The sequence below is a fragment of the Streptomyces stoeckheimensis genome (assembly GCF_045822005.1).
In the GTDB taxonomy this organism is placed as follows: Bacteria; Actinomycetota; Actinomycetes; order Streptomycetales; family Streptomycetaceae; genus Streptomyces; species Streptomyces stoeckheimensis.
In genome coordinates this window covers 3,564,007-3,590,594 of sequence record NZ_CP169550.1, presented here as the reverse complement: position 1 = coordinate 3,590,594, position 26,588 = coordinate 3,564,007, and the positions used below count along the sequence as shown (strand labels likewise).

Here is a 26,588-nt window from a genome sequence, read left to right as displayed (position 1 = left end):
ACCGGTAACCCCTCTCCTCTCTCTATGCGCGTAGAAGGAAGCACTTCCATGGACGTCATCTCCGTCATCCGCACCAAGCGCGACCGCGGTGAACTGAGCCCCGAGCAGATCGACTGGGTCATCGACGCGTACACGCGCGGAGTGGTCGCCGACGAGCAGATGTCGGCGCTGGCGATGGCCATCCTGCTCAACGGCATGAACCGCACCGAGATCGCCCGCTGGACCGCCGCGATGATCGCCAGCGGCGAGCGGATGAACTTCGACTCCCTCTCCCGCCCGACCGCGGACAAGCACTCCACCGGCGGCGTCGGCGACAAGATCACCCTGCCGCTGGCCCCGCTCGTCGCGGCCTGCGGCGCCGCCGTACCGCAGCTCTCGGGCCGCGGCCTCGGCCACACCGGCGGCACCCTGGACAAGCTGGAATCCATCCCCGGCTGGCGCGCCCTGCTCTCCAACGAGGAGATGCTGCACGTCCTGGACACCACCGGCGCCGTCATCTGCGCCGCCGGCGACGGCCTGGCCCCGGCCGACAAGAAGCTCTACGCGCTGCGCGACGTGACCGGCACCGTCGAGGCCATCCCGCTGATCGCCTCCTCGATCATGTCCAAGAAGATCGCCGAGGGCACCGGCTCCCTCGTCCTGGACGTGAAGGTCGGCACCGGCGCCTTCATGAAGAACATCGAGGACGCGCGCGAGCTGGCCCGCACGATGGTCGGCCTGGGCACGGACAGCGGGGTCAAGACGGTCGCCCTGCTCACCGACATGTCCACCCCGCTCGGCCTCACCGCCGGCAACGCCCTGGAGATCCGCGAGTCCGTCGAGGTCCTGGCGGGCGGCGGCCCCTCGGACGTGGTCGAGCTGACCCTGGCCCTGGCCCGGGAGATGCTGGACGCCGCGGGCATCAAGGACGCCGACCCGGCGAAGGCCCTGGCCGACGGCTCCGCGATGGACGTGTGGCGCCGGATGATCGCGGCCCAGGGCGGCGACCCGGACGCGGCGCTGCCCGTCGCGCGGGACCAGCACGTGGTCACGGCCCCGTCCTCGGGCGTGCTGACGCGGCTGGACGCGTACGGGGTGGGCGTGGGCGCCTGGCGCCTGGGCGCCGGCCGCGCGCGCAAGGAGGACCCGGTCCAGGCGGGCGCGGGCATCGAGCTGCACGCGAAGCCGGGCGACACGGTGGTCGCGGGCCAGCCCCTGATGACCCTGCACACGGACACCCCGGAGAAGTTCGACTACGCCCTGGCGGCGCTGGACGGCACCTTCGACATCGCGGCGGCGGGCACGGCCTTCTCGGCGACCCCGATCGTGCTGGACCGCATCGCCTGACCTGTGCTCACTCGTACGGCTGAACGGGATCGGTGGACGCCCACCGGTCCCGTTCTGCATGCTGGGATCGGTGCCTACAGCCTGAGGAGCACACCATGAGCGCACTCACGGTCCAACACGAGCCCGAACGCGACGGTGGCTGGGAGGGCCTCGTCCGTCGCTGGGAGGACATGGACCGGCCCGAGGGCTGCAAGGTGGAGATCATTGAGGGGATCGTCACCGTGGCACCACCACCGGTCAACCACCACAACTACATCGCCGACTTGGTTCATGAGGGTCTCTCCGCAGCGAAGCCCGACGATTGCGGGATCTACCAAACGCTCAATGTCGCAGTCCCGTCTCGAAGCGGCCTCTACATTCCTGACCTGGCGGTCGTACCCCGCGACGTGGTGCGCAGTAGGGGCAACTACGTCCCCGCAGCCGCTGCTGAGATCGTTGTCGAGATCACCTCGAAATCGAATGCGTCCAACGACCGAGTGGCCAAACTGAACGGCTACGCCGCCGCCGGCGTGCCGCTCTACCTGCTGATCGACCCGCACGTGTCCGGCACACCCACTGTGCACCTGTACGGCGAGCCCCAGGGTGGTACGTACCGCCTGCTGTCGGTGGTCGAGTTCGGCGAGCCGATCCACATCCCCAAGCCGTTCGACTGCACGCTGGACACCTCCGACTTCCCCACACCCTGAGGTGATCTCCCGGCGCCGATGAATTCCGGGCCCCGGGGGAGTCACCCCCTCGTGACGATCACGCGACTGGTACTGCCCGGCCCCGGCCTCGCCGCCCACGATGTGGCGGGGCTGTGCGCCCGCCTGGCCCGGCTGTACGAAGCCGGGGCGACGGCGGTGGTGTGCGATGCGGCTGCCGCCACGGCGCCCGGCCTCGCCGCCGTCGAGGCCCTGGCCCGGCTGCGGCTGACCGCCGCCGGGCGCCCCTTCCGGGTCACCGGGGCCCCGCCCCCGCTGCGCGCGCTACTGCACCTCGTAGGACTCGTCGAGCTGCTCGGGGAGCCCGAAGAGCGGGAACCACCGGGCGGTGTCCAGGAAGGCGTTGAGCCCGACGATCTTCCCGTCTGAGACCTCCAGCACCTGGAGCGCCCACGGGGTCCAGCCCGGCTGCCCGTCCTCCCGCGGCCGGTACTGGCCGAAGGCGGGCATGCCGTTCGCCGTCGTCGGGAGCAGCCGCGAGCCCTTGCAGCCGATGCCCTGGTTCAGGTGCCAGGCCGCGATGTCCTCGTGGCCCTGGAGCCACAGGTCGAACGGCGGCATCGACAGGACGGCGTCCTCGTGGAGCAGGGCGGTCAGCCGGGAGATGTCGTACGCCTCGAAGGCGGCGAGGTACTGCTCCAGCAGCTTGACCTGGTCGGTGTCCAGCGGGTCCGCGGACTCGGTCTCCCGGATCCGGGTGGCGGCGAGGGTCGCGCGGGCCCGCTGCAGGGCGCTGTTCACCGAGGCGACGGTGGTGTCCAGCAGGGTGGCGACCTCGTCGGCCTTCCAGGCCAGCACCTCGCGCAGGATCAGCACGGCCCGCTGCTTGGCCGGCAGGTGCTGGAGCGCGGCGACGAACGCGAGCCGAACGGACTCCTTCGCCAGCGCCATCTCCGCCGGATCGGCGGTCTGCGGCAGCACCCGCCCGTCCGGCACCGGCTCCAGCCAGGTCACCTCGGGCCGCTCGCCCAGCACGGCGGACGCCTGGTGCTGCGGAGCACTCAGGTCCATCGGCCGGGCCCGCTTGTTCCCCGCGTTCAGCAGGTCCAGACAGACGTTGGTGGCGATCCGGTACAGCCACGACCGCAGGGAGGACCGCCCCTCGAACTTCTCGAAGCTCCGCCAGGCGCGGATGTACGTGTCCTGCACCGCGTCCTCGGCGTCGAAGGCCGAGCCGAGCATGCGGTAGCAGTAGCCGGTGAGCTCCACGCGGTAGCGGTCGAGCGCGGCGTCGAGGTCGGGTGCGAGGTCGGTGGCTTCGGTCATGTCCCTTGATCCCCCTGGGTAGTTCCCGGTCCTTCGGAACCTACCCGAGGGCTCTGACAACCGCAGCCCGGCACGCGGCGGCGAAACGTTCCGCTACACCTGCCACCGGGCCCGCACCACTCCGTCCGGGTCCGGCACCACACCGGTGAACAGGGGGTCATGGTCGTCGGCGTACACCGGCAGCAGGGCCGCGGCCCTGGCTCCGGCGAGCACCTCCACCAGCTCCGCGCGGTCCTCCTCGTCGACGCCACCGCTCCGGATCCGGCCGTCCGCGTCCTCCCACACGCACTCCAGCGAGAACTCCTCCGGGAGCCCCGCGATCAGCCCGGCGGTGTCGGCGGACAGCCCCGGCCAGACGTGCAGCAGCGCGCGCGGCGCGAGCCCGGCGCGCACGGCGTCGAGCGACCTGCCGCTGTCGATCCGGTGCCAGCGGGTCCAGGCGTGCTGCTCCTCGACGAGGCCCGCCTCACCGCGCGCCGCGCTCGCCCGGACCCGCTCCCAGAACCCCTCGTCGGCGGGCCGCCGCTCGTACGGGTCGTCGAACTCGGGGTCGTACGGCGAGACCTCGATCGGCTCCGCGAAGATCCCGAGCTCCCGGGCACGGGCCACGGCCCCCTCGCAGGACGTGTGGGAGCCGACGTAGACGTACAGGTCCCACCCGACGTCCACGGCGAAGACCTCCCGCGCCCCCTGCGTCGCCTCCAGCCGGCAGTAGGGGCCGTCGCCGCGGAGCATGCCGCGCAGGAGCTCGGCCGCGACCGGCACCGTCACCTGCGCCCCGTCGTGGAAACCGGCCGGGCCGCCCGGGAACAGCCCGGTCAGCCCGTACCCCTCCACCGCCGGTTCCCGCCCGAAGTGCGCACCCCCGGCCCCGCCGGCGACCCGCGGATCCCGCACGGTGAGCAGCCCGACCCCGCTCTCCTCCGCGAAGGCCGCCACGGCCGCCAGGTACGCGGCCTCGACCGGCCCGCGGTCGCTGTCGGTGTCCTCGGTCCCCCGGTAGGTTCCGTCGGGCGCCCGGTCGGCGGGGTCGTACTTGGTCACCCGGTAGGCGTGGGGCAGGAACGGCACGTCAGGCCCCTTCCGCTGCGGGCGGAGCCTCGTAAGGGGGGATGGTCCACCGCAGCACGGCCTCGCCCGCTCGCTCCTCCAGCGTGACCGGGTACACCTGCCCGTGCGCCCGCTCGCCGCGGTGTCGCATGGAGTGGTCCCCGGGGTCCCAGCCGAGCCCGAGCACCCGGCAGCCGCCGAGTTCGATGGGCCCGGCCAGGAGCGGGTGGCCCGAGCCGGCGCGCCGGGCGCGGTGGTAGTCGGTGTGGGGCTCCACGGACACGAGCAGGCCGTTGCCCGGTCCTGCCCTGACCCAGTCCCTGATCCGCTCCGCCAGAGCCGCGGCCTCGCCCAGCGGGAGGTCGAGGAAGCCGCGGGGGCCGGATGCTCCGGAGGTCGGCTCGCCGCCGAACACCGCCTGGGCCTCGTCCTCGTACCTGCCCCAGTACGTGACGTCCGCCAGGCCGTCCACGGCATCCCCGCTCAGGCCCTCGAAGGCGTCCAGGGCCCGGGCGTCGCCCAGGACCATGCCGCAGCGGTCGACCGGGAGGTCGCCGAGGGGGACGGGTCCCGGGCCGTGGGCCGCACGGTCCCAGGGGAGGCCGAGGGATATCTCCAGGGCCGAGATCACCGCTTCGCCGTCGAAGGGGGACGGTGAGGTCCAGGCCCGTACGGGCAGGGGGCGGTCGGTGGCGGCCGGGACGGCCACCGCCTCGTAGCCGTACGGTTCGGGCCCGGCCGCGCCGCCGTCGTGGAGGTGGCCGCCGCCCGTGGCCGCCAGGGCGGCGGCGCGCTCCGAACGGGTCGGATCACCGTCCGGGCGGTGGTCGATCCAGCCGGCCTTGCCCAGGAGCAGCACCCCCGACGGGGTCGTGACCGACCCGAGGGGGAGGGGCGGGCGGGCCGGGAGGGGCCAGGACGCCGGGGGGCGGAAGTCGCACCAGGTGCCGTCGAAGGGGTAGGCGGCCGCGTCGATGAGGCGGGTGACGCGGACGCCCTCCGCGCGGATGGCGGCGGCCTCGGCCGGGGTCCAGTACACCGGGTGGCCCGTCTTCGCGGCGAAGGACTCCTCGTCCTTCCACTCCCACGCGCGGTCCGGGGTCACCGTGATGTCGAGTTCCTGGTCGGTCACGTGGACGTCCGCGCCGTCCGGGCTGCGGACCCGGGATTCGAGGTTCACGTACCAGCTGCGGAACTCCTGCTCCAGCGTGAAGCTCCACCAGACCGCGTGCCCCGCCCCGGCCGGCTGCAGGATCAGTGCGCCCCCGTGCCGCCACCGGTCGGCCCGCAGCGGGTACGAGCCCTCCGGCGGCAGGTCCCGCAGGTGGGTGCCGGGCGGGATGGTGGCGCGCCAGAGCGGGGTGCCCGGGGCCACCCACAGCAGCAGGCCGTCGTCGCCCGACTCCACCGCGCGGGCCGGGATGATCATGCTGACCGTGCTGCCGAGTATGAGGTGAACGTTGACTGTGGACATGATCGGCGATCATGCCATTCGCCGGTTGCGGTCCCCTTGTGCGGCGGCCCTCAGCGTGCCGCCAGCGCCGCGATCCGGGCCGTACGGGCCGCGTGGGACCCGTACAGGGTGATCGTGACGACCCCGGCGACCGCGAGCAGCGCGAGGGTGACCGTGGCCGCCCAGCCCGCCGAGTGGTAGGCGAGGGCGCCCAGCGTGCCGCCGGCGCTGGAGCCGACGTAGTACGCCGACTGGTAGAGCGCCGAGGCCTGTGCGCGGCCCGTCTTCGCCGTGCGGCTCACCGCCGCGGAGGCCACCGCGTGGCCCGCGAAGAAGCCCGCGGTGATGAGGATCAGGCCCAGCAGGATCGCAGTGAGCGATTCCGCGAGGGACAGGAACAGGCCCGCCGCCGTCGTGGTCACCGCCAGGTACAGCGCGCCGCGCCGGCCCAGCCGGGCCACCAGCTGCCCGGCCGCCGCCGAGGAGACCGTACCGACCAGGTAGATCAGGAAGATCGAGCCGATGAGGCCCTGCCCGAGCGAGAACGGCTCGTCCACCAGGCGGTAGCCGATGACCGTGTACACCGCCCCGAACACGGTCATGAACAGCGCGCCGATCCCGTACAGCCGCAGCAGCAACGGGTCGCGCAGGTGCCCGGAGACGGTACGTCCCACCGCGCGCGGGTTCAGCGAGGCCGGCCGGAAGAACCGGGCCCGGGGCAGCAGGACCAGGAACGCCGCCGCGCAGGCCAGCGACATCAGGCCGACGGCCAGCAGCCCGCCGCGCCAGCCCCAGACCTGGGCCGCCCAGCCCGTGACGAGGCGGCCGCTCATGCCGCCGATGGAGTTGCCCGCCACGAACAGGCCGATCGCGGCGACCAGCGCCTTCGGCTTCACCTCTTCCGCCAGGTACGCCATCGCGGAGGCCGGGATGCCGGCGATCGCCGCGCCCTGGACGGCGCGCAGCGCGATCAGCCACTCCAGGTTCGGCGCGAAGGGCACGAGGAGGCCGACGCCGACGGCGATCACCATCGAGCAGGTCATCATCCGGGTCCGGCCGAAGCGCTCCGAGAGCGCGCTGAGCGGCAGGACGAACAGGGCGAGCGCACCGGTGGCCGCGGAGACCGTCCAGCTGGCCTGACCCGCCGTCACGCCGAAGCCGTCGGAGATCGCGGGCAGCAGCGCCTGGGTGGAGTAGAGGAGGGCGAAGGTGGCCAGGCCGGCGGCGAAGAGCGCGAGGCTGAGGCGGCGGTAGCCGGGACGGCCGGGCTCGTGCGCCTCGGGTGCGGAGGCGGGGAACGACGGGGTGGAGGCACCCGGGATGACGGGTGCCCCGGTATGAGCGGGAGGCATGCGTACGACCGTAGGCTCCTCCTTTTCATGCGTCCAATGCACAGATTCGCGATAATCAATCCATCCGTGCATCAGCGCAGGTCAGATGGGTGCCTATCGATGAGTCGTTACGAAGAAGACATGGCCGTGACACATGCGCTGGCCCCGCGCCTCGCGTACTTCGTCGCCGTCGCCCGGCACGAGCACGTCACCCGCGCCGCGCACGAGCTGGGCGTCCCGCAGTCCACCCTGTCGCGGGCCATGGTCCGCCTCGAACAGGACCTGGGCGTCACGCTGTTCGCCCGCAAGGGCCGTACGGTCGCGCTCACCACCGCCGGCCGCACCTTCCTCGCCTCGGCGGAACGCTCGCTGGCCGAGATCGCCCGCGCCGCCGGCTCCGTGCAGCAGGACGCCGACCCGTCCTTCGGCAAGGTCGCCTTCGGCTTCCTGCACACCCTGGGCCCCGAGACCGTGCCCGGTCTGATCCGGGCCTTCCGGGCCGACCACCCCGGCGTACGGTTCTCCCTGGTCCAGAACTACGGCGAGGCCATGTTGGAGAAGCTGCGCGCGGGCGAGCTCGACCTCTGCCTGACCTCGCCGCTGCCCGACGCCCCGGACCTGGTGGCCCGCCGGCTCGACGAGCAGCGGCTGCGCCTGGTGGTCCCCGACGACCACCGGCTCGCGACGCGCAAGCGCATCCGCCTCGCGGAGGCCGCCGAGGAAACCTTCGTCACCCTGGAGCCCGGCTACGGGCTGCGCCGCATCACCGACGACCTGTGCGCGGAGGCCGGGTTCACGCCCCGGGTCGCCTTCGAGGGCGAGGAGGCCGAGACCCTGCGCGGCCTCGTCGCCGCCGGTCTGGGCGTGGCGCTGCTGCCGCCGCCCGCGGTGGCCCGGCCCGGGGTCGTCGAGCTGACGGTCACCGCCCCGCGGGCCGTCCGCGAGATCGGGGTGGCCTGGCTCGACGGGCACCCCGACACGCCGCCGGTGGCGGAGTTCAAGAAGTTTCTGCTGTCCCGCCGGGGGCGGCTGATTCCGGAGCTCCAGCCGGGTGGGGAGTGAGCGGGGCCTCGGAGGCGGCGGTGGCCGCGGAGGCCGTCGCCGCGGCCGTAGCCGACAGCAGGAACCCGGCCTGGAAGCGGGACTTGGCCCCCACCGCCCGCATGATCTCGGCGATGTGGCGCTGACAGGTCCGCTCCGACATGCCCAGCCGCCGGGCGATGACCTTGTCCTCCAGCCCTTCCGCCAGCAGCCGCACGATGGTCTGGCGCAGCTCGTCGGAGATGGAACGGGCCTGGTCCGGCCCGATGGTGGTGTTGAAGGGCTCGGCCTCCGCCCAGGTGCGCTCGAAGGTCTGCGCCATGAACTGGACGACGTTGGGCTCGCGCACCACCAGCGCCGCCTTGATGTCGTCCTGCACCTCCATCAGCCCGGTGTGCCGGTCGACGAGGATCATCCGCATCAGCCCGTCGCCGACGGTACGGACCTGCGAGCCGAGCGCGGTCACCCGCTCCACGTAGGCGGCCGTCGGGCGGGAGTAGCGGGCGGTGTGCTGGTAGAGGGTGCGCATCCGCACGCCCCGGGCCAGCATCGCCTCGTCCCGCACCACCGCCCCCTCCAGGGTGGCCGTGCTGCGGCCGCCGCCCGGGTGGCAGGTCAGCACCTCGGACTCGGCCGAGGCGACGAGCTCCCCGATCAGGTCCTGCAGGGCGGCCGGGTCGGTGACCAGCTCCAGGGCGTTCGCCCCGCCCCGGGCGCGCAGGTCGGTGCCCGCCTCGTACGCGGGGAGCAGTTCCTCCAGCCGGCCGCGCAGCCGGTCCATCTCGTCGTGGGTCTCGCGCACCCGCAGCGCCAGCGGGGCCAGTGTCCGGGCCACCGCGGCCTGCGGGGACACGGCGCTCCAGCACGTCCGCGCCGGCCCGTCGGGGCAGCTGCCGTCCGTGGCGGCGACCCGACGGGAGCGGGGCTGGATCAGGTGGGCCGCCGCGAGTTCGGCGACGGCGGCGCCGACGGACTCACCGAGCGCCTCGCCGGCCTCCGCCTCGGAGAAGGCGTGCCGTTCGGCCGCGTACGCGTAAAGACGCCGGGCCACGGAGCTCAGTTGGTCCGTTTCATCCGATGGCATATACATATTCGTCCCGGACTGTGCCGATGTGTAAACCCCTCGTGTTCCCGCAAGGCGTCAAGACGATGCCCTCCGATCTTCGTGAGGATAGGCCTAACCGGCACAGTGGTACCACGGCGTTCTCGGGGGAGGGCGCGGGCATCCTGAGTCCGCGCTTCGCCGTCATGGCACCGCGCCCTCGCGCGGGCGTGTGCCTCAAGGTGGTCGCGCCGGGCCCGCCCGTGTCATCCGACCGGGAGGGGACGGCGCGGCCGGCACGGACGGCCTCGCGCGACCACCACCGCATCCTGGCGCTCCGGCCGCTCCCGTACCGGGGCCTTGCGCTCCGGCGCCTTCAGCCGCGCAGGGACCGCCCGTAGCCGGAGGCCAGCGGCATCCGCAGGCCCAGCGGCGGGGGAGCCGCCAGGGCGTCGGTGACGGGCCGCGAGTAGGGCCCCGAGAACACGGAACCCAGGACGAAGTCCACGGACAGGGCCACGACTTCGTCCTGGTGCTCGCGCAGTCCGTGTCCGTCGGAGTGCACCTCGAAGCGGCACGTCGTGCGGTTCGCCTTCTTCGCCCGGGTCGCCAATCGGTAGGACAACTCCGGGTCGCTGCGGGCGTCGTTGGTGCCGTGCACGATCAGGACCCGGCGGCCCGAGAGCTGCTTCACCGGTTCGGGGGAGTCCGTGTCCGACGGGCGGGAGAGCGAAGGGGCGAGTGCCAGAACGGAGTTGACGGCTTCGTGGCCCGCCGCGGCGAGCGCCGCCCGGCCGCCCGCGTCGTAGCCGGCCAGGCACACCGGCACGTCCCCGTACCGCCGCACCACCTCGTCCGCGGCCCACTCGGCGTCCCCTTCGCGGGTTCCCGCGCCGTGGATGACCTGGTGCGTGACCAGCCCGTCCGCCGCGCCCGCACGGGCCAGGGCCCGCGCCAGCGGACGCACCGGACCGGGGGACAATCTGGACGCTCCGGGGAGAAGGAGCACCACACCACTGACCGTTGAGACCGAGCCGGTCGCGCCGGCCGCCCGCCCCAGGCGGGCCCCGCGCGCCGGCGGCGCATGCTGTGCCATGACGGAACAGTCTCAGACGCGGAGGTGTACGCCACCCGTCCGCGCGGTCACTGTTACATATCGGCGGTGGCCACCGCCTCACCGCTCTACGCGCGTAGGAGCTAGAGTGCCCAGATGACGAGCGAGACCCCCAACCTGCCCACCCCGGATCAGATCCGCCGCTCCCCGAAGGTGCTCCTGCACGACCACCTCGACGGTGGGCTGCGCCCCGGGACCATCATCGAGCTGGCCCGCGAGGTCGGCTACGAGAACCTTCCCGAGAGCGACGCCGACAAGCTCGGCATCTGGTTCCGGGAAGCCGCCGACTCCGGCTCCCTCCCGCGGTACCTGGAGACGTTCGCCCACACCTGTGCGGTCATGCAGACGAAGGCGGCCCTCTTCCGGGTGGCCGCCGAGTGTGCCGAGGACCTCGCCGAGGACGGCGTCGTCTACGCGGAGATCCGCTACGCGCCGGAGCAGCACCTGGAAGCCGGCCTGACCCTCGAAGAGGTCGTCGAGACGGTCAACGAGGGCTTCCGCGAGGGCGAGCGCCGCGCGAAGGCCAACGGCCACCGGATCCGCGTCGGCGCGCTGCTGACCGCCATGCGGCACGCGGCCCGCGCGCTGGAGATCGCGGAACTGGCCAACCGCTACCGCGACAAGGGCGTCGTCGGCTTCGACATCGCCGGTGCCGAGGCCGGGTTCCCTCCCACCCGCCACCTCGACGCCTTCGAGTACCTCAAGCGCGAGAACAACCACTTCACCATCCACGCGGGCGAGGCCTTCGGCCTGCCGTCGATCTGGCAGGCCCTGCAGTGGTGCGGCGCCGACCGGCTCGGCCACGGCGTGAAGATCATCGATGACATCGAGGTCGCCGCCGACGGCTCCGTGACGCTGGGCCGCCTGGCCTCGTACGTCCGGGACAAGCGGATCCCGCTGGAGATGTGCCCGACGTCGAACCTGCAGACGGGCGCGGCGGTCTCCTATGCCGAGCACCCGATCGGCCTGCTGCGGAAACTGCACTTCAGGCTGACCGTCAACACCGACAACCGGCTGATGAGCGGTACCAGCATGAGCCGCGAGTTCGAGCACCTTGTCGACACCTTCGGCTACTCGCTCGACGACATGCAGTGGTTCACGGTCAATGCGATGAAGTCCGCGTTCATTCCTTTCGATGAACGCCTGGCCATGATCAACGACGTGATCAAGCCCGGTTATGCGGAGCTGAAGTCGGAATGGCTGTTCCGTCAAACCGCTTCCACCAGCGGTTCCGTCTCGGCCTAGGCCATGGCGTGACGGACTGAAAGCGCCCGGGAGGAGCAATTCCCGGGCGCTTTCTCGTATTTAATGATGTTTGCGGGAGGGGGTTTGAAGTGACTAGTTTGCGGAGCCGCTCATTTCCCCGTCGCAAGGACGATTCTTCATGAAGCAGTCAGCTGCCAAGACCCTCGGTGTTGCCGCTCTCGGTGCCGCCTTTGCCGCCGTCGCCGCCGGTACCGCCTCGGCCGTCCCCGCCGTCGGTCTCGGTGACGCGCTGGGTACCGTCACGGGCGCCGTCCAGGGCGCGACCAGCCAGCAGCACGTGACCGCCGACGAGGGCCAGAAGGCCCCCGAGGCGACCGACCCGGCCGCCGCGCTCGGCACGGTGACCGGCCTGCTCGGTGGTCTGCCGACCAGCGGCCTCGGCGCCTGATCCACTCCGGATCCCCTGCCGGATCCGTACGCGACCCGTACGCGATTCGCACGCACGCCCACGCGGCGCACGCCTTTTCGACCAGGTGTGTGCCGCGTCGCGTCATGTGCCAGGATCGCCGCCAACTGCCCGCCAAAACCCTGGGTATGAGGTCTCGACCATGCGCATGAAGGCACGAACGGCCACGGCCGTGCTGATCCCCGCCCTGCTCTCCGCGACGGTGGGCTGCGGCAGTACGAACACCCCCGCCTCCGGCAAGGGCCCGGACCCGAAGGGCTCCGCGAGCGCGCCCGGGCAGTCCGCGTCGGCAGGCTCGGCCGGCGCTTCCGGCCCGGAGGGATCCTCCGGCTCCGCGGGCACCGGCGGATCCGGTGACACGGGCGGCACCGGCGGCACGACCGGCCCCAAGCCGGCCTCCAGCAGGCTGGAGCGCTCCGCCCTGCAACAGGGCGACCTGACCGGCTACCAGATCTCCGCGAACGGCAAGAACCCGAACGCCCCCGACGGCCAGCCGCAGGCGGACCGCAAGGCCTGCCAGCCACTCGCCGACATCATGGGCGACAAGCCCGACCCGGCCGCACGCGAGACCGTCAACCGGGGCATCGGCTCCCAGAAGCAGCTGGGCCTGGCCGTCTCCGCCTCCGTCAGCTCCTACGCCGAGTCCGACGCCAAGACGCTGATCGCCCGGCTGAAGGACTCCGTGGCCGCCTGCGCCGGCGGCTTCACCGCCACCGTCGAGAAGCAGAGCGGCACGTACCGCGACGTGAAGGCGGCCGACTACAAGACGGGCGGCGACGAGAGCGTCAGCTGGACCACGACCGCGGCCGCCGAAGGCGTCACCGCCCAGGTCCACCTGGTCGTCGTACGCCAGGGCGACACCGTCGTGCGCCTCATGGCACTCAACGTCACGGGCGGCCGCCAGACCCCCCAGGTCCCGCACGAGGTCGCGGACAAGCAACTCCAGAAGGTCCGCGCCGCGCGCTGAATTCCGGGTCCTGCCGACTACCAGCCGGTCGCGGCGGAAGCCGTGCTCGACTTCTCGTTCGGCAGGAGCACCCACAGCGCCAGGTAAAGGAGGAACTGCGGGCCGGGCAGCAGGCACGAGACGACGAAGATGATCCGCATCGTGTTCGCGGATATTCCGAAGCGACGCGCCAGACCGGCACAGACTCCGCCGATCCATCGTCCGTCACGGGGGCGGGCAAGGGCGCTCATGGTCTCTCCTCGGTCGTTGTGCGGGCCGCGGGATGTTTTCCCGCGATGCCTCAATACTCCCGCTGAACAGAGGACAGAACGTCGGTCCAAGGGCCGAGCCCGACCCTGGTAATTCTCGGGGTCGCCCCCTGAGAACGCCGCAGCCGGGCCCTCAGGGCCGGGACGACGGCCAGGTGCGCGAGCATCACGCCGAGGGTGTTCAGCAGCACCGAATCCACATCGACCACCTGCCCCGGGACCGCCGTCTGCAGCATCTCGATGCCGACCGAGACCAGCGCGCCCGCGGCGGCCGTCCGGGCCAGCGAGGACCAGGTCGCCAGCGGCGCGAGCTCCACCCGGCCGCTGAGCAGCGGCAGCAGCACCCCGAGCGGGGCCAGCAGCGCCAGCCCGCCGCCGATCCGGCGGGCGGCCTCCAGGGATCCGTAGGAGAGGTCCACCCTGATCCCCTCCAGCGGGGTCAGATTGGCGGCAGCCGCCCAGGGCACGTCCAGCGGGCGCAGCATCAGCCAGCCGACGAGGAGGAGGTGGGCGCCCAGCAGGACCCCGGCGAGAAGCCGGATCCACAGCTGTACGGCGGCGCTGCCGCTGCCCTTGACACGCTTGCCCTTGAGACGGTGCACGCCAGTGGAGACGCGGGTTCCGGCCCCCGCGGTTCCGGGGAAACCGCCGGTCAGCCGGTGGCGAGGAGCACAATCAGGATCAGCGCGCCGATCACGGAGGGCGCGATGATCTCGTACGACCAGGAGACCTTCACCGAGCCCTGGGCGCCGGCCCGCGATGCACCGCGCTCGAGCAGCGTCCGCAGTTCGTCCATGGTCCGGTCGGCGGAGGCGCGGCGGACTTCCTCGTCCGGCGTCTTGCTCTGCCCGTTGCCCAGGCCGAGCCGGCGCGTCTGGCGGCGGTTGGCCTTGTTGCGCTCCCGCAGGGAGACCGGGATCGACCAGAGCTGGTACGTCGCCCCCTCCGCGAGCACCTCGGCGGAGAACCGGGCCCGCAGGCTGTCGACGGCGGCCCAGGGGAGCTCGATGACCCGGAAGGGGTTGCGCACGCGCAGCCGGTCGGCGTTGGCGAAGACGGCCGGACGGACCGTGAACGCGACGATGAGCGGAGCCAGGCACAGGACGACGGCGAGGGCGATCCACGGGACGTTCCCGTGACCCCGCACCACGGCGTCGCCGCAGAGCCACGCGAGCAGGGCGAGCAGCACCACCCCGGTGACGGTGGCCATCGGGGAGCGGTAGACCCGGTCGTCGTACGCCGGCTCTTCGGTGGGCTGATCGCTGCTCATGCGGCCGATTCTGCCTCAAGCCGTCTCACCCCACGAGATCGGCGTACAGGATGATGTTGTCGGGGCGGTGACCGTCGGTGATTTCACCGCCGCAGGTGATCACGCGCAGCTCGGGGCGCGGGGTGTCCCCGTAGACCTTCGCGGTGGGGAACTCCTTCTTGTCCACCTGCTCCAGCTCGCGCACCCGGAAGACGGCTTCGGTGCCGTCCGCCCTGGTCACCCTGATCTCGTCGCCGGTGTGGACGCGCGAGACGTTGCGCAGGACGGCCGGCCCGCGCGCGGTGTCGAAGTGGCCGATCAGCACCGCCGGGCCGGTCTCGCCGGGGGTGACGCCCTTGGTGTACCAGCCGATCTTGTCCCCGTCGGCTACGGAGGGCACCTGGACCGAGCCGTCGGAGGCCAGCCCGAGCTCCAGTACCGGCGAGGCGTCCACGCCGGCCGAGGCGATCCGTACCCGGACGGGCGCGGAGGCGGGCAGAGCCGCGGCGGGCGACGGCGAAGCCGACGGCGCGGCCGGGGCGGGCACGGGAGCGGCGGAGGTCTCGGCGACGTGCGGCGGCGGAGTGGCGGCCGGTGCGGCACCGCCGCACCCGGTCAGGGCGACCAGGGCCAGCGGGCCGAGCAGGGCGGCGGCGAGCAGCGGGCGTCGGCGGGACGGGCGGTGATCCATGGGGTCGGCTCCGGGGAAACGGCCTGCGGCGGGCCACCGTGGGGTGGCCCGCCGGAAGCGGGAACGAGTGGCTCGGGGCAGGACGGTTCAGCCGCGGACGCGGGCCTTGCGGGCGCGGACGGCGAAGGTGGTGCCGAGACCGGCGAGTATCGCGATGAGGGCGGCGCCGGTGGCCGCGGTGGTGGTGTTGTCGGTGTCCGCGGCGACGGTCTGCGTGCTCTCGGAATCTTCGGCGGCTTCGGAGGCTTCGGTGAGTTCGGCGCCCGCGGCGACGGGGCCCTTGGGGACGACGGCGGTCTGCGGCTTGGCGGCGGGCACGGCGGCCGGCTTCGCGGCGGGCTGCTCGGCGGGCTTCGCAGTGGGCTTGGCGGTGGGCTTGGCCGTCGGCTTGGGCGCGGGCTTGGTGGCGGGGGTGGCCTTGGGCAGCAGGTACCAGCCGTTGGAGGCGCCCTCGCCCAACACGTGGACGTTGAGGCCGTAGCGGTTCTTGTCCTGGCCGACCTCGACCTTCCGCAGGTCGTACTCGATGCCCTCGATGACGGCACGCTTGTGGGTGGGGTCGAGCTTGGCCAGGACGCGGCCGGCCCAGCCGTCGCCCGGCTTCCAGTCGGGGGAGACGGCGCGGATCCAGACCTCGGGGCCCTCGGCTCCGTTGCGGAGCACGGCGATGCGGCCCTTGGCGACCAGGACGGTCTCGCCGTCGTAGCGGTCGTCCGTCGACGTGTTCGCGGACAGCACCGACGTCGAGGTCACGGCCGTCACGGCCTGCGCGGCGGGCGCGGCGATGGCCGTCGCGGCGGGCGCCAGGAGCGCTCCGGCGAGGGCGGCGGTGACGATCGAGGTACGGAGGGCGGTACGCATAACGACTCCTGGAAGCATTGTCTGGGAAGGGGCGGAGAGTCGCATGCCGCGGTGTCGCTGTCGGGATTTCGTCCGGTCAGGTCTGCGGGGCTGCTGATGAGAAATCTACGGATCTTGATCGACCGGAACGTGGTCGTCCTGTCATGGCTGCGTAACAGCGAACGATTGTCCGACCAGCACACTCGTCTTCGATCCGTACGAGGTCGCGACGGGGCCGAAACGCCCTCCGGCGGGCCACCACGAGGGCGGCCCGCCGGAGGAGGCGGAACCGGGGTACCGGGGCCGTGATCAGCCGCGGGAGCGGGCCCTGCGGGCACGGACCGCGAAGGCCGCACCGAGCAGGAGGCCCACCGAGAGGACCCCGGCGCCGGCGACCGCGATCGGGGCGCCCGCGTTCCCGGTGGTCTCCGTACCGAGCTCGGCGCCCGCGGCGACCGGCCCCTTCGGAACCACGACCGTCTGCGGCTTCGGCTTCGCCTGGGCCGGGGTGGTGGGCTTCGGAGCCGGCTTGGTCTCGGTGAGCTCGTAATTCGGCTTGCACCCCTTGGGAAGCTTCGGGAACGAGGCCCGGCCGAAGGCGGCGTTGGCGCCGCCCTGGGTCTTCCACTCGAGGACGGGCGCGGCACTGCGCGGGTTCAGGATCCGGACGATGATGCCCTGGGATTTCGGCAGCGAGGGCTCGTTGATCTCGAGGCGGGCGAAGCCGCGCTCGTCGCCGCCCTCGAAGAGGAACGCCTCCGGGCCGCTCGAGCCGAAGTAGAGGTCGGCACGTATCCCCGCGCCCAGGGGCTGGTTCTTCGGGCCCACCCTGCACTCGGAGGCGGCGGCCGCCTGGGGCGCCGAGGTGACCGGCGCGGCGAAGGCACTGCCGGCGGCAGGCAAGAGCATCGCGCCCGCGAGGGCGGCGGTGGTGATCGAGGTGCGAAGGGCGAGGGCGGTACGCATGACGACTCCGGGTGTGGTCGGAAGTGGGCAGGGAGAGCCGCATGCCGCGACGAGTCTGTTTCGGTCTGGTTCGGCCGGGTCAGGTGTGGCGGGCTGCTGGGACAAAACTACGAACCTGGTGAGGCCGGAGGATCCGCCTCCCGTCCCGGCCGTGTAACACCCGAACGCGTGTCGGAACGGACGGGTCGATTCCCTCGCGGATCCCCTCGAATCGGCAGAGGGGGGTGACAGGTCGCTACGCGCGTAGATATGCTCATGTGGTGACCATGCCCACCACCCTCACCGCATTCGCTGACGTGACGACGTCCGACAGTGCGCTGCGCCGCTTCCTGCACGGGCTGCCCGGCGTCGACGCTGTCGGCCTGGAGGCCCGCGCGGCCTCCCTCGGCACCCGCTCGATCAAGACGACGGCCAAGGCGTACGCCATCGACCTCGCCATCTCGATGATCGACCTGACGACGCTGGAAGGCGCGGATACCCCGGGCAAGGTCCGGGCGCTCTCCGCCAAGGCAGCCAACCCCGATCCGACCGACCGCACCACGCCCATGACGGCCGCCGTCTGCGTGTATCCCGACATGGTGGCCACCGCGAAGGCCGCCCTGAACGGCGCCGACGTCAAGGTCGCCTCCGTCGCCACCGCCTTCCCGGCCGGCCGCGCGGCCCTGCCCGTCAAGCTCGCCGACACGGCCGACGCCGTGGCCGCCGGCGCCGACGAGATCGACATGGTCATCGACCGTGGCGCCTTCCTCGCCGGCCGCTACCTCGACACCTACGAGCTGATCCGCTCCGTGAAGGAGGCCTGCGTCCGCCCCGACGGCAGCGCGGCCCGCCTCAAGGTGATCTTCGAGACCGGCGAGCTGTCCACGTACGACAACATCCGCCGCGCCTCCTGGATCGGCATGATGGCCGGGGCCGACTTCATCAAGACGTCCACCGGCAAGGTCGGGGTCAACGCGACGCCCGCGAACACGCTCCTCATGCTCGAAGCCGTCCGCGACTTCAAGGCGCAGACTGGAATCCAGATCGGCGTGAAGCCGGCCGGCGGGATCCGGACCACCAAGGACGCGATCAAGTTCCTGGTCCTGGTCAACGAGACCGTGGGCGAGGACTGGCTGTCCAACCACTGGTTCCGCTTCGGAGCCTCCAGCCTGCTCAACGACCTGTTGATGCAGCGCCAGAAGCTGAGCACCGGCCGGTACTCCGGTCCCGACTACGTGACGGTGGACTGATCGCCATGGCATCCGCATTCGAGTACGCACCCGCCCCCGAGTCCCGTTCCGTCGTCGACATCGCGCCCTCCTACGGGCTGTTCATCGACGGCGAGTTCACCGACGCGGCGGACGGCAAGGTCTTCAAGACCGTCTCCCCGGCCTCCGAAGAGGTCCTCGCCGAGATCGCGCAGGCCGGCGCCGCCGATGTGGACCGCGCCGTGAAGGCCGCCCGCAAGGCCTTCGAGAAGTGGTCCGCGCTGCCCGGCTCCGAGCGCGCCAAGTACCTCTTCCGCATCGCCCGGATCATCCAGGAGCGCAGCCGCGAGCTGGCCGTCCTGGAGACCCTCGACAACGGCAAGCCGATCCGGGAGACCCGCGACGCGGACCTGCCGCTCGTCGCCGCGCACTTCTTCTACTACGCGGGCTGGGCCGACAAGCTCGACCACGCGGGCTACGGCGCGAACCCGCGCCCCCTCGGCGTGGCCGGCCAGGTCATCCCGTGGAACTTCCCGCTGATGATGCTCGCCTGGAAGATCGCCCCGGCGCTCGCCACGGGCAACACGGTCGTGCTCAAGCCGGCCCAGACGACCCCCCTCTCCGCGCTCTTCTTCGCGGACATCTGCCGCCAGGCGGGCCTGCCCAAGGGCGTCGTCAACATCCTCACCGGGTACGGGGACGCGGGCGCGGCCCTCGTCGAGCACCCGGACGTGAACAAGGTCGCCTTCACCGGCTCCACCGCCGTCGGCAAGGCCATCGCGCGCCAGGTCGCCGGCACCTCCAAGAAGGTCACCCTGGAGCTGGGCGGCAAGGGCGCCAACATCGTCTTCGACGACGCCCCCATCGACCAGGCCGTCGAGGGCATCGTCAGCGGCATCTTCTTCAACCAGGGCCAGGTCTGCTGCGCGGGCTCGCGCCTCCTGGTCCAGGAGTCGATCCACGACGAGCTGATCGACTCGCTCAAGCGCCGGCTGACCACGCTGCGCCTGGGTGACCCGCTCGACAAGAACACCGACATCGGCGCGATCAACTCCGCCGAGCAGCTCGCCCGGATCACCGCCCTCGCGGACACCGGCGAGGCGGAGGGCGCCGAGCGCTGGTCGGCGCCGTGCGAACTGCCGAACGCCGGCTACTGGTTCGCCCCGACGCTCTTCACGAACGTCTCCCAGTCGCACACCGTCGCCCGCGACGAGATCTTCGGCCCGGTGCTGTCCGTGCTGACCTTCCGTACGCCCGACGAGGCCGTCGCCAAGGCCAACAACAGCCAGTACGGCCTGTCCGCCGGCATCTGGACGGAGAAGGGCAGCCGCATCCTCGCGGTCGCCAACAAGCTCCGTGCGGGTGTGGTGTGGGCCAACACGTTCAACAAGTTCGACCCGACCTCGCCCTTCGGCGGCTACAAGGAGTCGGGCTTCGGGCGCGAAGGCGGCCGTCACGGCCTGGAGGGCTACCTCGATGTCTGAGTCTTCTTCGACGCGTCTGAGCGTCTTCAAGACCTACAAGCTGTACGTCGGGGGCAAGTTCCCCCGCTCCGAGAGCGGCCGGGTGTACGAGGTGAGCGACTCCAAGGGCAAGTGGCTGGCCAACGCCCCGCTGTCCTCCCGCAAGGACGCCCGGGACGCGGTCGTCGCCGCCCGCAAGGCCTTCGGCGGCTGGTCGGGCGCGACCGCGTACAACCGCGGCCAGATCCTCTACCGCGTCGCCGAGATGCTGGAGGGCCGCCGCGAGCAGTTCGTCCGCGAGGTCGGCGAGGCGGAGGGCCTGTCCAAGGCGAAGGCCGCGGCCGTCGTCGACGCGGCCATCGACCGCTGGGTCTGGTACGCGGGCTGGACCGACAAGATCGGCCAGATCGTGGGCGGGGCCAACCCGGTCGCGGGCCCGTTCTTCAACCTCTCCACCCCGGAGCCGACGGGCGTCGTCACCGTCGTCGCCCCGCAGGCCTCGTCCTTCCTGGGCCTGGTCTCCGTGATCGCCCCGGTCATCGCGACCGGCAACACGGTCGTCGTCATCGCCTCGGAGAAGTCCCCCCTCCCCGCCCTCTCCCTCGGCGAGGTGCTGGCCACCTCCGACCTGCCCGGCGGCGTGGTCAACATCCTCTCCGGCAAGGCCGCGGAGATGGGCCCGCACCTGGCGTCCCACCAGGACGTCAACGCGATCGACCTGGCCGGAGCCGACGAGGCGCTGGCCAAGGAGCTGGAGATCGCGGCCGCGGACAACCTCAAGCGCGTCCTGCGTCCACAGCCTGTGGACGACTGGAGCGCGGACCCGGGTACGGCGCGCATGACGGCGTTCCTGGAAACCAAGACGGTCTGGCACCCGACCGGGTCGCTGGGCGCGGGCGGGTCTTCCTACTAGCGGACCCCGCCCCCGAAGACGGGCCCCGGCGGCGTCCCCCGCGCTGCCGGGGCCTCTTCATGCCCCCACGCCGGCGCGGCCTCCGGACCCACGTGCCCTACGGGAGCTACTTGCCGCCCGTCAGGGGCCCCAGGAGGGACGACGCCGCGGCGGTGGGCAGCTCGCCGACCGACGGCCCCTGCGTCAGGATGCCCGTGACCATGCCGGTGCCGACGGAGGGGAAGTCCGCGACCTGGGTGGCGATGCCGTTGTCGAGCGGGTCCACGCCGGTGTGGGCCAGGGGATTGACCTTGAGGTTCGAGATCGGGTCGGAGACACCTGCCAGGGCCGCCGGAACATCGAGCTCGCCCGCCTGGGCGCCGCCGGCGGCCATCGCGAGGGCCGCGCCGGCCATCGAGAGGGTCAGACCTGCGCTGCGCAGCGCCTTGGGGAGGGGTGCTTTGGGGGCTGCGTGACGTGCCATGGGTTCCCGCCTGTGGGCTCGTACGGAGTCGTGATCGCGTGCGCACGCAGCGTAGCGAGACGGGAGGGTCCACCGGTATCTCGACCTGGGCGCCATCACTCGTTCGAGGAGATCCCTGGGGATCACCGGGAAGGCGACGCAGCACGCCGTTACGTTCGCGGCATGAAGGCACCGACCGAGGTCGAGGAGCCCGGGTGCGCCCGGTTCACCTTCCGGCTTCGCGTGTCTTCCACCGCGCTCGCCGGGTTGTCGGCTGAGTGGGCGCGGTGTCGGTGGCTCTGGAACGAGTGCTGCGCCCGATCGAAGAAGGCCCGGGCCGAGAACGAGGAGTGTGGTCCGGCCCGGCTGGACCGGATGGTGACCGAGGCCCGTAAGCACAACCCCTGGTTGAGTGACGGCAGCAGCGTTCCGCAGCAGCAGTTGATTCGGGACTTCGGGAAGTCTCGGGCCAAAGCCTTCCTGACCGTGGTGTGGTCCCGCGCCCTTCCGGCGGCCCCGTCGAGCGTGCGGATCTACCGCGACAGCCTCGGCCACTGGTACGCGTCCTTCGTCGTCCCTGCCGAAATCCGGCCGCTGCCGGCCACGGGTGCGGTGATCGGGATCGACTGGGGAGTGGTGCACCCGTCGCACACCACCATGGACTGCGGACGGTGCGGAGCGAGAGCCAAGCACGCACTACCGCTGTCGGAGCGCACGTACACGTGCACCGCGTGTGGAGCCGTCTCTCCCAGAGACAAGAACTCCGCACGCGTGATGCTCCTCCGGGCAGGTCTCGACCCGGCCGGCGCTGATCGTGGAAGACCTGCCGGCCCGCCGGGCTGCCAGGCTGCGTGAGCCGGAATTTCCCCGCCTTTTGTCTTTGGGAGGGGGAGGAGTCAAACTGTTGTTCCGTGAGCTGTTCCTCTCCTTTGCCTACGCGTGTCGTCCTGCTGACCGGGCCCTCGGGCTCCGGCAAGTCCTCGCTGGCGGCCCGTTCCGGGCTGCCCGTGCTGCGCCTGGACGACTTCTACAAGGACGGCGACGACCCGACCCTCCCGTTCGTCGAGGGCAGCGCCGACATCGACTGGGACTCCCCGCTGTCCTGGGACGCGGAGGCGGCCGTGGCCGCGATCGCCGAGCTGTGTGCGGCCGGGCGGACCGAGGTCCCCGTCTACGACATCGCCACCTCCTCGCGGACCGGTACGGAGGCGCTGGACATCGCCCGGACCCCGCTGTTCATAGCCGAGGGGATCTTCGCGGCGGACGTCGTCGTGCGGTGCCAGGAGCTGGGGCTGCTGGCGGACGCGATCTGCCTGCGCGGGCGGCCCAGCACCACCTTCCGGCGCCGCCTGGCCCGTGACCTGCGCGAGGGCCGCAAGTCGGTGCCGATGCTGCTGCGGCGCGGGTGGCGGCTGATGCGGGCCGAGCGCGGGATCGTGGCCCGGCACACCGCGCTGGGGGCTCACGCGTGCGGTCGTGACGAGGCGCTCGGGCGCTTGGCCGCCGCCGCGGCGGGGCGCCACCGGGCCGTGGCCCGGGCGTAGCCGTCGCTGCCCCGGCCGGGCCGTGCTTGCCGGGCCCTGCGGGGCTTTCCCCTACCCGCCCTTCCACCGTTCCCCGGGCGCTGCCCGGACCCGCGCCTCAAACGCCGGCGGGGCTGGGTGTGTCCCCGGTCCTCAAGCGCCGGACGGCTGGAAAGCAAGCACGCCAAAGGGCGGGACCGTGCGGACCCCCGTCCGCTCGATCCCGCCCTTTGCCCCCGTGGCCCCCGTCCCACCCCCGCAGGACGGGCCCCCTGGCCCTTTGGTCTTGTGGAGGCCGCTGCTACGCGACCAGGTCCTCGAAGGACTCCGACTCGTCGCGGCCGAAGCTCAGCGCCTCGTCCTCGCGCATGCGGCGCAGCGAACGCCAGATGCTCGACTTCACCGTGCCGACGCTGATGCCGAGGATCTCCGCGATCTCCGGGTCCGTGCGGCCCTCGTAGTACCGGAGCACCAGCATCGTGCGCTGCGGCTCCGGGATGCGGGTGAGCGCCTGCCACAGCACGGCGCGCAGTTCCGTACCGCCCATGGCGTCCGTGTCCGAGGCCGTCTCCGGCAGCTCTTCCGTCGGGTACTCGTTCAGCTTGCGCCGGCGCCAGGCGCTGATGTGCAGGTTCGTCATCGTGCGGCGCAGGTACCCGCCGACGGCGGCCTTGTCGCTGATGCGGTCCCAGGCGCGGTACGTGGAGAACAGCGCGGTCTGCAGCAGGTCCTCGGCCTCGTAGCGGTCGCCGGTCAGGTGGAAGGCCGTCGCGTAAAGGGCGGCCCGCCGCTCCTGGACGTACGCCGTGAACTCGGCCTCGTTGGAGGAGTCCGGGGCGTCCGTGGAGCCCGGCGTGCGCTGGGCGGGGACGGAGGGGCGCTCGTAGGTCTTCGCGTCGATGGCCACCACGTGCGCCGGCCGCCGGGAAGGGGCCGTCGCCGTACGGATTGCCGTGCGGCGGTTCACATCGTGCAGCCGCGTGACAACCGCGCTGGTGTTGATGCTGTGCAGCGTGTTCATCTCGCGCCCCCCGTCGTGGAGTCTGTCTGGTCCGTTGCCAAGAAGACTGCCCGCCCGACATAACCGGGGTGTCCTTCGACTGTCACAGGCCTGTCACAGGGTCCCGGCGGGAGCCGCGCCGGAGCCCTGCGGAGGCCGCGCGGAGGCCGCCCGTGGATTCGAGGTGCAGGGCGGTCGAAGTCCCGAGGGGCGATGGGACAGAATGAGCCCGTGCCCTTCCTGTTGCTCATCGAGGACGACGACGCCATCCGCACGGCCCTCGAACTCTCCCTGACTCGCCAGGGCCACCGTGTGGCCACCGCGGCGACGGGCGAGGACGGCCTCAAACTGCTGCGCGAGCAGCGGCCCGATCTGATCGTGCTCGACGTCATGCTGCCCGGCATCGACGGCTTCGAGGTGTGCCGGCGCGTCCGGCGCACCGACCAGCTGCCGATCATCCTGCTCACCGCGCGCAACGACGACATCGACGTGGTCGTCGGCCTGGAGTCGGGAGCGGACGACTACGTCGTCAAGCCCGTCCAGGGGCGGGTCCTCGACGCCCGCATCCGGGCCGTGCTGCGCCGTGGTGAGCGCGAGGCCACCGACTCCGCCGTCTTCGGCTCGCTGGTCATCGACCGCAACGCCATGACGGTGACCAAGAACGGCGAGGACCTCCAGCTCACCCCGACCGAGCTGCGGCTGCTCCTGGAGCTCAGCCGCCGCCCCGGCCAGGCGCTCTCCCGCCAGCAGCTGCTGCGGCTGGTGTGGGAGCACGACTACCTGGGCGACTCGCGCCTCGTCGACGCCTGTGTGCAGCGGCTGCGCGCCAAGGTCGAGGAAGTGCCCTCGTCGCCCACCCTGATCCGTACCGTGCGGGGCGTCGGCTACCGACTGGACTCCCCGCAGTGATCAGAGCCCTGTTCGCGGGCCGGCGCTGGACCAGCCTGCGGCTGCGGCTCCTCGTCGTGTTCGCACTGGTCGCGCTGACGGCCGCCGTGTCCGCGTCCGGGATCGCGTACTGGCTCAACCGCGAGGCCGTCCTGACCCGGACCCAGGACGCCGCCCTCGGCGACTTCCGGCAGGAGATGCAGAACCGGGCCGCGGCGCTGCCCGCCGACCCGACGCAGGAGGAGCTGCAGCACGCCGCCGAGATGATGGCGGGCAGCAGCCCCGGTTACAGCGTGCTGCTGGTGGACGAGAAGGAAGGCCACAAGGTGGCCGGGTCGGCCGGTCCCGACGCCTTCTCGCTGGCCGACGTACCGAAGTCGCTCCAGCACGCCGTGAACGACCGGCAGAAGACCACCTCGGCCAACGACGCCGCGTACCACGTGTACTGGCAGCGGACGAAGCCGAACGGGAACCCCTACCTGGTCGGCGGCACCCGGATCGTGGGCGGCGGGCCGACCGGCTACATGTACAAGTCCCTCGCCCAGGAGCGCGACGACCTCAACGCCCTGGCCTGGTCGCTGACCATCGCCACCGGGCTCGCGCTGCTCGGGTCCGCGCTGCTCGCGCAGGCCGCGGCCCGTACGGTGCTGCGGCCCGTGCAGCGGCTCGGCGACGCGGCGCGCCGGCTCGGCGAAGGGGAGCTGGACCACCGGCTGGAGGTGTCGGGGACGGACGAACTCGCCGATCTGGCCCACACCTTCAACAAGACGGCGGAGGCGCTGGAGAAGAAGGTCGCCGACATGAGCGCGCGGGAGGAGTCCAGCCGGCGTTTCGTCGCGGACATGTCCCACGAACTGCGCACGCCGCTGACGGCGTTGACGGCGGTGGCCGAGGTGCTGGAGGACGAGGTCGAGTTCCTCGATCCGATGATCGCACCGGCGGTGGGTCTGGTCGTGAGCGAGACCAGGCGGCTGAACGACCTCGTGGAGAACCTCATGGAGGTCACCCGCTTCGACGCGGGCACGGCGCGGCTGGTGCTGGACGACGTGGACGTCGCCGACCAGGTGACGGCATGCATCGACACGCGGGCGTGGCTCGACGCGGTCGAACTCGACGCGGAGCGCGGGATCGTGGCGCGGCTCGACCCGCGGCGGCTCGACGTGATCCTGGCGAACCTGATCGGCAACGCGCTCAAGCACGGCGGCTCGCCGGTACGGGTCTCCATCCGGGTGGAGGGCGACTGGCTGGTCATCGCCGTACGGGACAACGGGCCGGGCATCCCCGAGGCCGTACTGCCGCACGTCTTCGACCGGTTCTACAAGGCGAGCGCGTCGCGGCCGAAGTCCGACGGCAGCGGGCTCGGCCTGTCCATCGCGATGGAGAACGCGCACATCCACGGCGGCGACATCACCGCGGAGAACGGGGCGGAGGGCGGTGCGCTGTTCACGCTGCGGCTGCCGGTGGACATGGGGAAGGTGATCGCCGGTGACGACGAGGCGTAGGACGGGGCGTACGACCGGGCGTACGACGACGGCCGCCATAATGGCGGCCCTGAGCCTGGTGTCCGCGGGCGTCCTGTCGGGCTGCGGGATCCGGGCGACCACCGTGCCGGTGGACGTGGGCGCGGCGCCCTCGCGGGTCTCGTGCAAGACCCCGACCGGCACGGCCGCCGGAACGAGCGGGGTGCAGGGCATTCGGGCCACGGTGGAACTGGTCTGCGGGGCGCAGCTGGTGGGCGTCCAGCGGGTGGTGCCGGTACCGGAGAAGCAGCCCGCGCGGGACGCGGCGGTGTTCGTCGCCCAGGCCCTGCTGGCGGCGCTCCAGCGGGAGCCGTCGGCCGAGGAGCGGGAGGCCGGCTTCACGACCGAGGTGCCGGCCACGCTGACGGCCTCGGCGCCGCGGCCGGGGGACCCGGCGGGCACGGTACGGCTGAGCCGCAAGCCCGAGGACCTGCCGCCGGTGGCGCTGTCGCAACTGGTGTGCACGCTCGCGGAGAGCGACGCGGTGTCGGCGGGACCGGGCCCGGTGGTCCTGGGCGGTCCCGACGCGGATCCGCCGAGGGCCTGGGAGTGCACGGACGCCGTCCGCTCCCGCCCGGAGTCGGTCCCGACCCTGGGCGACGTGGTGCTGCCGTCGGCGAGCCCGGCGGCGAGCCCTTCCTGACCCGGTCGTGACGAAGGCCCCCCGAGCCGGAGCTCGGGGGGCCTTCTTC

The 26,588-nt window shown here is 72.1% G+C and carries 29 protein-coding genes; 15 read left to right on the top strand and 14 right to left on the bottom strand.

What is annotated here, in order from left to right; genetic code table 11:
- Nucleotides 1-48 precede the first annotated feature (48 nt).
- The 3 genes from ACE1OC_RS15985 (at nucleotide 49) to ACE1OC_RS15975 (ending at nucleotide 2,399) form a co-directional block, all read left to right on the top strand.
- Nucleotides 49-1,326 (top strand): thymidine phosphorylase, encoded by a 1,278-nt coding sequence (locus ACE1OC_RS15985; protein WP_407837595.1) that lies wholly within the window; start codon nucleotides 49-51, stop codon nucleotides 1,324-1,326.
- Nucleotides 1,327-1,421: 95 nt separating this feature from the next.
- Entirely contained in the window at nucleotides 1,422-2,012 is a 591-nt protein-coding gene (locus ACE1OC_RS15980) for a Uma2 family endonuclease (RefSeq protein ID WP_407837594.1), read from the top strand.
- Between the two features lie 51 nt (nucleotides 2,013-2,063).
- Nucleotides 2,064-2,399 (top strand): STAS domain-containing protein, encoded by a 336-nt coding sequence (locus ACE1OC_RS15975; RefSeq protein WP_407837593.1) that lies wholly within the window; start codon nucleotides 2,064-2,066, stop codon nucleotides 2,397-2,399.
- Here the strand turns inward: ACE1OC_RS15975 and ACE1OC_RS15970 are convergent.
- From ACE1OC_RS15970 to ACE1OC_RS15955, 4 genes are all read right to left on the bottom strand, one after another.
- The gene (locus ACE1OC_RS15970) at nucleotides 2,295-3,296 is read right to left on the bottom strand and encodes a sigma-70 family RNA polymerase sigma factor (protein WP_407837592.1); all 1,002 of its coding nucleotides are present in this window, start codon (nucleotides 3,294-3,296) and stop codon (nucleotides 2,295-2,297) included. The two genes, ACE1OC_RS15975 and ACE1OC_RS15970, sit on opposite strands and share 105 nt — an antisense overlap.
- Before the next feature lie 93 nt (nucleotides 3,297-3,389).
- Nucleotides 3,390-4,367, bottom strand: a complete 978-nt coding sequence (locus ACE1OC_RS15965; RefSeq protein ID WP_407837591.1) for an RNA-binding protein — start codon at nucleotides 4,365-4,367, stop codon at nucleotides 3,390-3,392.
- 1 nt (nucleotide 4,368) lies between these two features.
- On the bottom strand, nucleotides 4,369-5,820 hold the full coding sequence (locus tag ACE1OC_RS15960; protein ID WP_407837590.1) for a DUF402 domain-containing protein: 1,452 nt from the start codon (nucleotides 5,818-5,820) through the stop codon (nucleotides 4,369-4,371).
- A gap of 50 nt (nucleotides 5,821-5,870) precedes the next feature.
- Nucleotides 5,871-7,151 carry an MFS transporter gene (locus tag ACE1OC_RS15955; protein ID WP_274549190.1) on the bottom strand — a complete coding sequence of 427 codons (1,281 nt, stop codon included), beginning with the start codon at nucleotides 7,149-7,151 and terminating at the stop codon, nucleotides 5,871-5,873.
- Nucleotides 7,152-7,250: 99 nt separating this feature from the next.
- Here ACE1OC_RS15955 and ACE1OC_RS15950 point away from each other — a divergent pair, with 99 nt between their 5' ends.
- The gene (locus ACE1OC_RS15950; protein WP_382971967.1) at nucleotides 7,251-8,192 is read left to right on the top strand and encodes a LysR family transcriptional regulator; all 942 of its coding nucleotides are present in this window, start codon (nucleotides 7,251-7,253) and stop codon (nucleotides 8,190-8,192) included.
- On the opposite strand, the gene ACE1OC_RS15945 is transcribed toward ACE1OC_RS15950, so the two are convergent.
- Complete coding sequence (locus ACE1OC_RS15945) at nucleotides 8,128-9,222, bottom strand: helix-turn-helix transcriptional regulator (protein WP_407837589.1); 1,095 nt, start codon at nucleotides 9,220-9,222, stop codon at nucleotides 8,128-8,130. The two genes, ACE1OC_RS15950 and ACE1OC_RS15945, sit on opposite strands and share 65 nt — an antisense overlap.
- Before the next feature lie 367 nt (nucleotides 9,223-9,589).
- Nucleotides 9,590-10,309 carry an alpha/beta hydrolase gene (locus ACE1OC_RS15940; RefSeq protein WP_407837588.1) on the bottom strand — a complete coding sequence of 240 codons (720 nt, stop codon included), beginning with the start codon at nucleotides 10,307-10,309 and terminating at the stop codon, nucleotides 9,590-9,592.
- Nucleotides 10,310-10,423: 114 nt separating this feature from the next.
- Here ACE1OC_RS15940 and ACE1OC_RS15935 point away from each other — a divergent pair, with 114 nt between their 5' ends.
- From ACE1OC_RS15935 to ACE1OC_RS15925, 3 genes are all read left to right on the top strand, one after another.
- Nucleotides 10,424-11,572, top strand: a complete 1,149-nt coding sequence (locus ACE1OC_RS15935) for an adenosine deaminase (RefSeq protein WP_250746172.1) — start codon at nucleotides 10,424-10,426, stop codon at nucleotides 11,570-11,572.
- Nucleotides 11,573-11,711: 139 nt separating this feature from the next.
- Nucleotides 11,712-11,981 carry a hypothetical protein gene (locus tag ACE1OC_RS15930; protein WP_250746174.1) on the top strand — a complete coding sequence of 90 codons (270 nt, stop codon included), beginning with the start codon at nucleotides 11,712-11,714 and terminating at the stop codon, nucleotides 11,979-11,981.
- Nucleotides 11,982-12,147: 166 nt separating this feature from the next.
- The gene (locus ACE1OC_RS15925) at nucleotides 12,148-12,966 is read left to right on the top strand and encodes a sensor domain-containing protein (RefSeq protein WP_407837587.1); all 819 of its coding nucleotides are present in this window, start codon (nucleotides 12,148-12,150) and stop codon (nucleotides 12,964-12,966) included.
- Nucleotides 12,967-12,983: 17 nt separating this feature from the next.
- Here the strand turns inward: ACE1OC_RS15925 and ACE1OC_RS15920 are convergent, their stop codons facing one another.
- The 6 genes from ACE1OC_RS15920 to ACE1OC_RS15895 all read right to left on the bottom strand — a co-directional run bounded on the left by ACE1OC_RS15920 (nucleotide 12,984) and on the right by ACE1OC_RS15895 (nucleotide 16,960).
- On the bottom strand, nucleotides 12,984-13,196 hold the full coding sequence (locus ACE1OC_RS15920) for a PspC domain-containing protein (protein ID WP_274549196.1): 213 nt from the start codon (nucleotides 13,194-13,196) through the stop codon (nucleotides 12,984-12,986).
- A 50-nt stretch (nucleotides 13,197-13,246) separates the two neighbouring features.
- Nucleotides 13,247-13,762 (bottom strand): VanZ family protein, encoded by a 516-nt coding sequence (locus ACE1OC_RS15915; protein ID WP_407841574.1) that lies wholly within the window; start codon nucleotides 13,760-13,762, stop codon nucleotides 13,247-13,249.
- 104 nt (nucleotides 13,763-13,866) lie between these two features.
- The gene (locus ACE1OC_RS15910) at nucleotides 13,867-14,484 is read right to left on the bottom strand and encodes a PH domain-containing protein (RefSeq protein ID WP_407837586.1); all 618 of its coding nucleotides are present in this window, start codon (nucleotides 14,482-14,484) and stop codon (nucleotides 13,867-13,869) included.
- Nucleotides 14,485-14,509: 25 nt separating this feature from the next.
- A complete protein-coding gene (locus ACE1OC_RS15905; protein ID WP_407837585.1) occupies nucleotides 14,510-15,154 on the bottom strand; it encodes a class F sortase in 645 nt (214 codons plus the stop codon).
- Nucleotides 15,155-15,241: 87 nt separating this feature from the next.
- Nucleotides 15,242-16,015, bottom strand: a complete 774-nt coding sequence (locus ACE1OC_RS15900) for a hypothetical protein (RefSeq protein WP_407837584.1) — start codon at nucleotides 16,013-16,015, stop codon at nucleotides 15,242-15,244.
- A gap of 288 nt (nucleotides 16,016-16,303) precedes the next feature.
- Nucleotides 16,304-16,960, bottom strand: coding sequence for a hypothetical protein (locus ACE1OC_RS15895; protein WP_407837583.1), 657 nt, complete (start codon nucleotides 16,958-16,960; stop codon nucleotides 16,304-16,306).
- A 266-nt stretch (nucleotides 16,961-17,226) separates the two neighbouring features.
- Here ACE1OC_RS15895 and deoC point away from each other — a divergent pair, with 266 nt between their 5' ends.
- Genes deoC through ACE1OC_RS15880 form a run of 3 tightly spaced genes read left to right on the top strand, consistent with a single transcriptional unit; the run spans nucleotide 17,227 to nucleotide 20,523 of the window.
- Complete coding sequence (gene deoC / locus ACE1OC_RS15890) at nucleotides 17,227-18,189, top strand: deoxyribose-phosphate aldolase (RefSeq protein WP_250746380.1); 963 nt, start codon at nucleotides 17,227-17,229, stop codon at nucleotides 18,187-18,189.
- A 5-nt stretch (nucleotides 18,190-18,194) separates the two neighbouring features.
- Complete coding sequence (locus ACE1OC_RS15885) at nucleotides 18,195-19,631, top strand: aldehyde dehydrogenase family protein (RefSeq protein WP_250746198.1); 1,437 nt, start codon at nucleotides 18,195-18,197, stop codon at nucleotides 19,629-19,631.
- Nucleotides 19,624-20,523 carry an aldehyde dehydrogenase family protein gene (locus tag ACE1OC_RS15880; protein WP_407837582.1) on the top strand — a complete coding sequence of 300 codons (900 nt, stop codon included), beginning with the start codon at nucleotides 19,624-19,626 and terminating at the stop codon, nucleotides 20,521-20,523. Before ACE1OC_RS15885 ends, ACE1OC_RS15880 begins: the two co-directional genes overlap by 8 nt.
- Nucleotides 20,524-20,629: 106 nt before the next feature.
- Here the strand turns inward: ACE1OC_RS15880 and ACE1OC_RS15875 are convergent, their stop codons facing one another.
- Complete coding sequence (locus tag ACE1OC_RS15875) at nucleotides 20,630-20,986, bottom strand: hypothetical protein (RefSeq protein ID WP_407837581.1); 357 nt, start codon at nucleotides 20,984-20,986, stop codon at nucleotides 20,630-20,632.
- 162 nt (nucleotides 20,987-21,148) lie between these two features.
- On the opposite strand from ACE1OC_RS15875, the gene ACE1OC_RS15870 reads away from it, so the two are divergent.
- Together ACE1OC_RS15870 and ACE1OC_RS15865 are read left to right on the top strand one after the other, a co-directional pair.
- Complete coding sequence (locus ACE1OC_RS15870; RefSeq protein WP_407837580.1) at nucleotides 21,149-21,820, top strand: zinc ribbon domain-containing protein; 672 nt, start codon at nucleotides 21,149-21,151, stop codon at nucleotides 21,818-21,820.
- Between the two features lie 74 nt (nucleotides 21,821-21,894).
- Nucleotides 21,895-22,509, top strand: a complete 615-nt coding sequence (locus tag ACE1OC_RS15865) for a uridine kinase family protein (protein WP_407837579.1) — start codon at nucleotides 21,895-21,897, stop codon at nucleotides 22,507-22,509.
- Between the two features lie 280 nt (nucleotides 22,510-22,789).
- Here the strand turns inward: ACE1OC_RS15865 and ACE1OC_RS15860 are convergent, their stop codons facing one another.
- Entirely contained in the window at nucleotides 22,790-23,509 is a 720-nt protein-coding gene (locus tag ACE1OC_RS15860; RefSeq protein WP_250746230.1) for a SigE family RNA polymerase sigma factor, read from the bottom strand.
- 210 nt (nucleotides 23,510-23,719) lie between these two features.
- On the opposite strand from ACE1OC_RS15860, the gene afsQ1 reads away from it, so the two are divergent.
- The 3 genes from afsQ1 to ACE1OC_RS15845 are packed head-to-tail and all read left to right on the top strand — an operon-like array spanning nucleotide 23,720 to nucleotide 26,539.
- Complete coding sequence (gene afsQ1 / locus ACE1OC_RS15855) at nucleotides 23,720-24,397, top strand: two-component system response regulator AfsQ1 (protein ID WP_250746240.1); 678 nt, start codon at nucleotides 23,720-23,722, stop codon at nucleotides 24,395-24,397.
- Nucleotides 24,295-25,878, top strand: coding sequence for a sensor histidine kinase (locus tag ACE1OC_RS15850; RefSeq protein ID WP_407841573.1), 1,584 nt, complete (start codon nucleotides 24,295-24,297; stop codon nucleotides 25,876-25,878). The genes afsQ1 and ACE1OC_RS15850 overlap by 103 nt, the downstream gene beginning before the upstream one ends.
- Nucleotides 25,862-26,539: a hypothetical protein gene (locus ACE1OC_RS15845; RefSeq protein ID WP_407837578.1), complete on the top strand. Its 678-nt coding sequence runs from the start codon at nucleotides 25,862-25,864 to the stop codon at nucleotides 26,537-26,539. Before ACE1OC_RS15850 ends, ACE1OC_RS15845 begins: the two co-directional genes overlap by 17 nt.
- Nucleotides 26,540-26,588 lie beyond the last annotated feature (49 nt).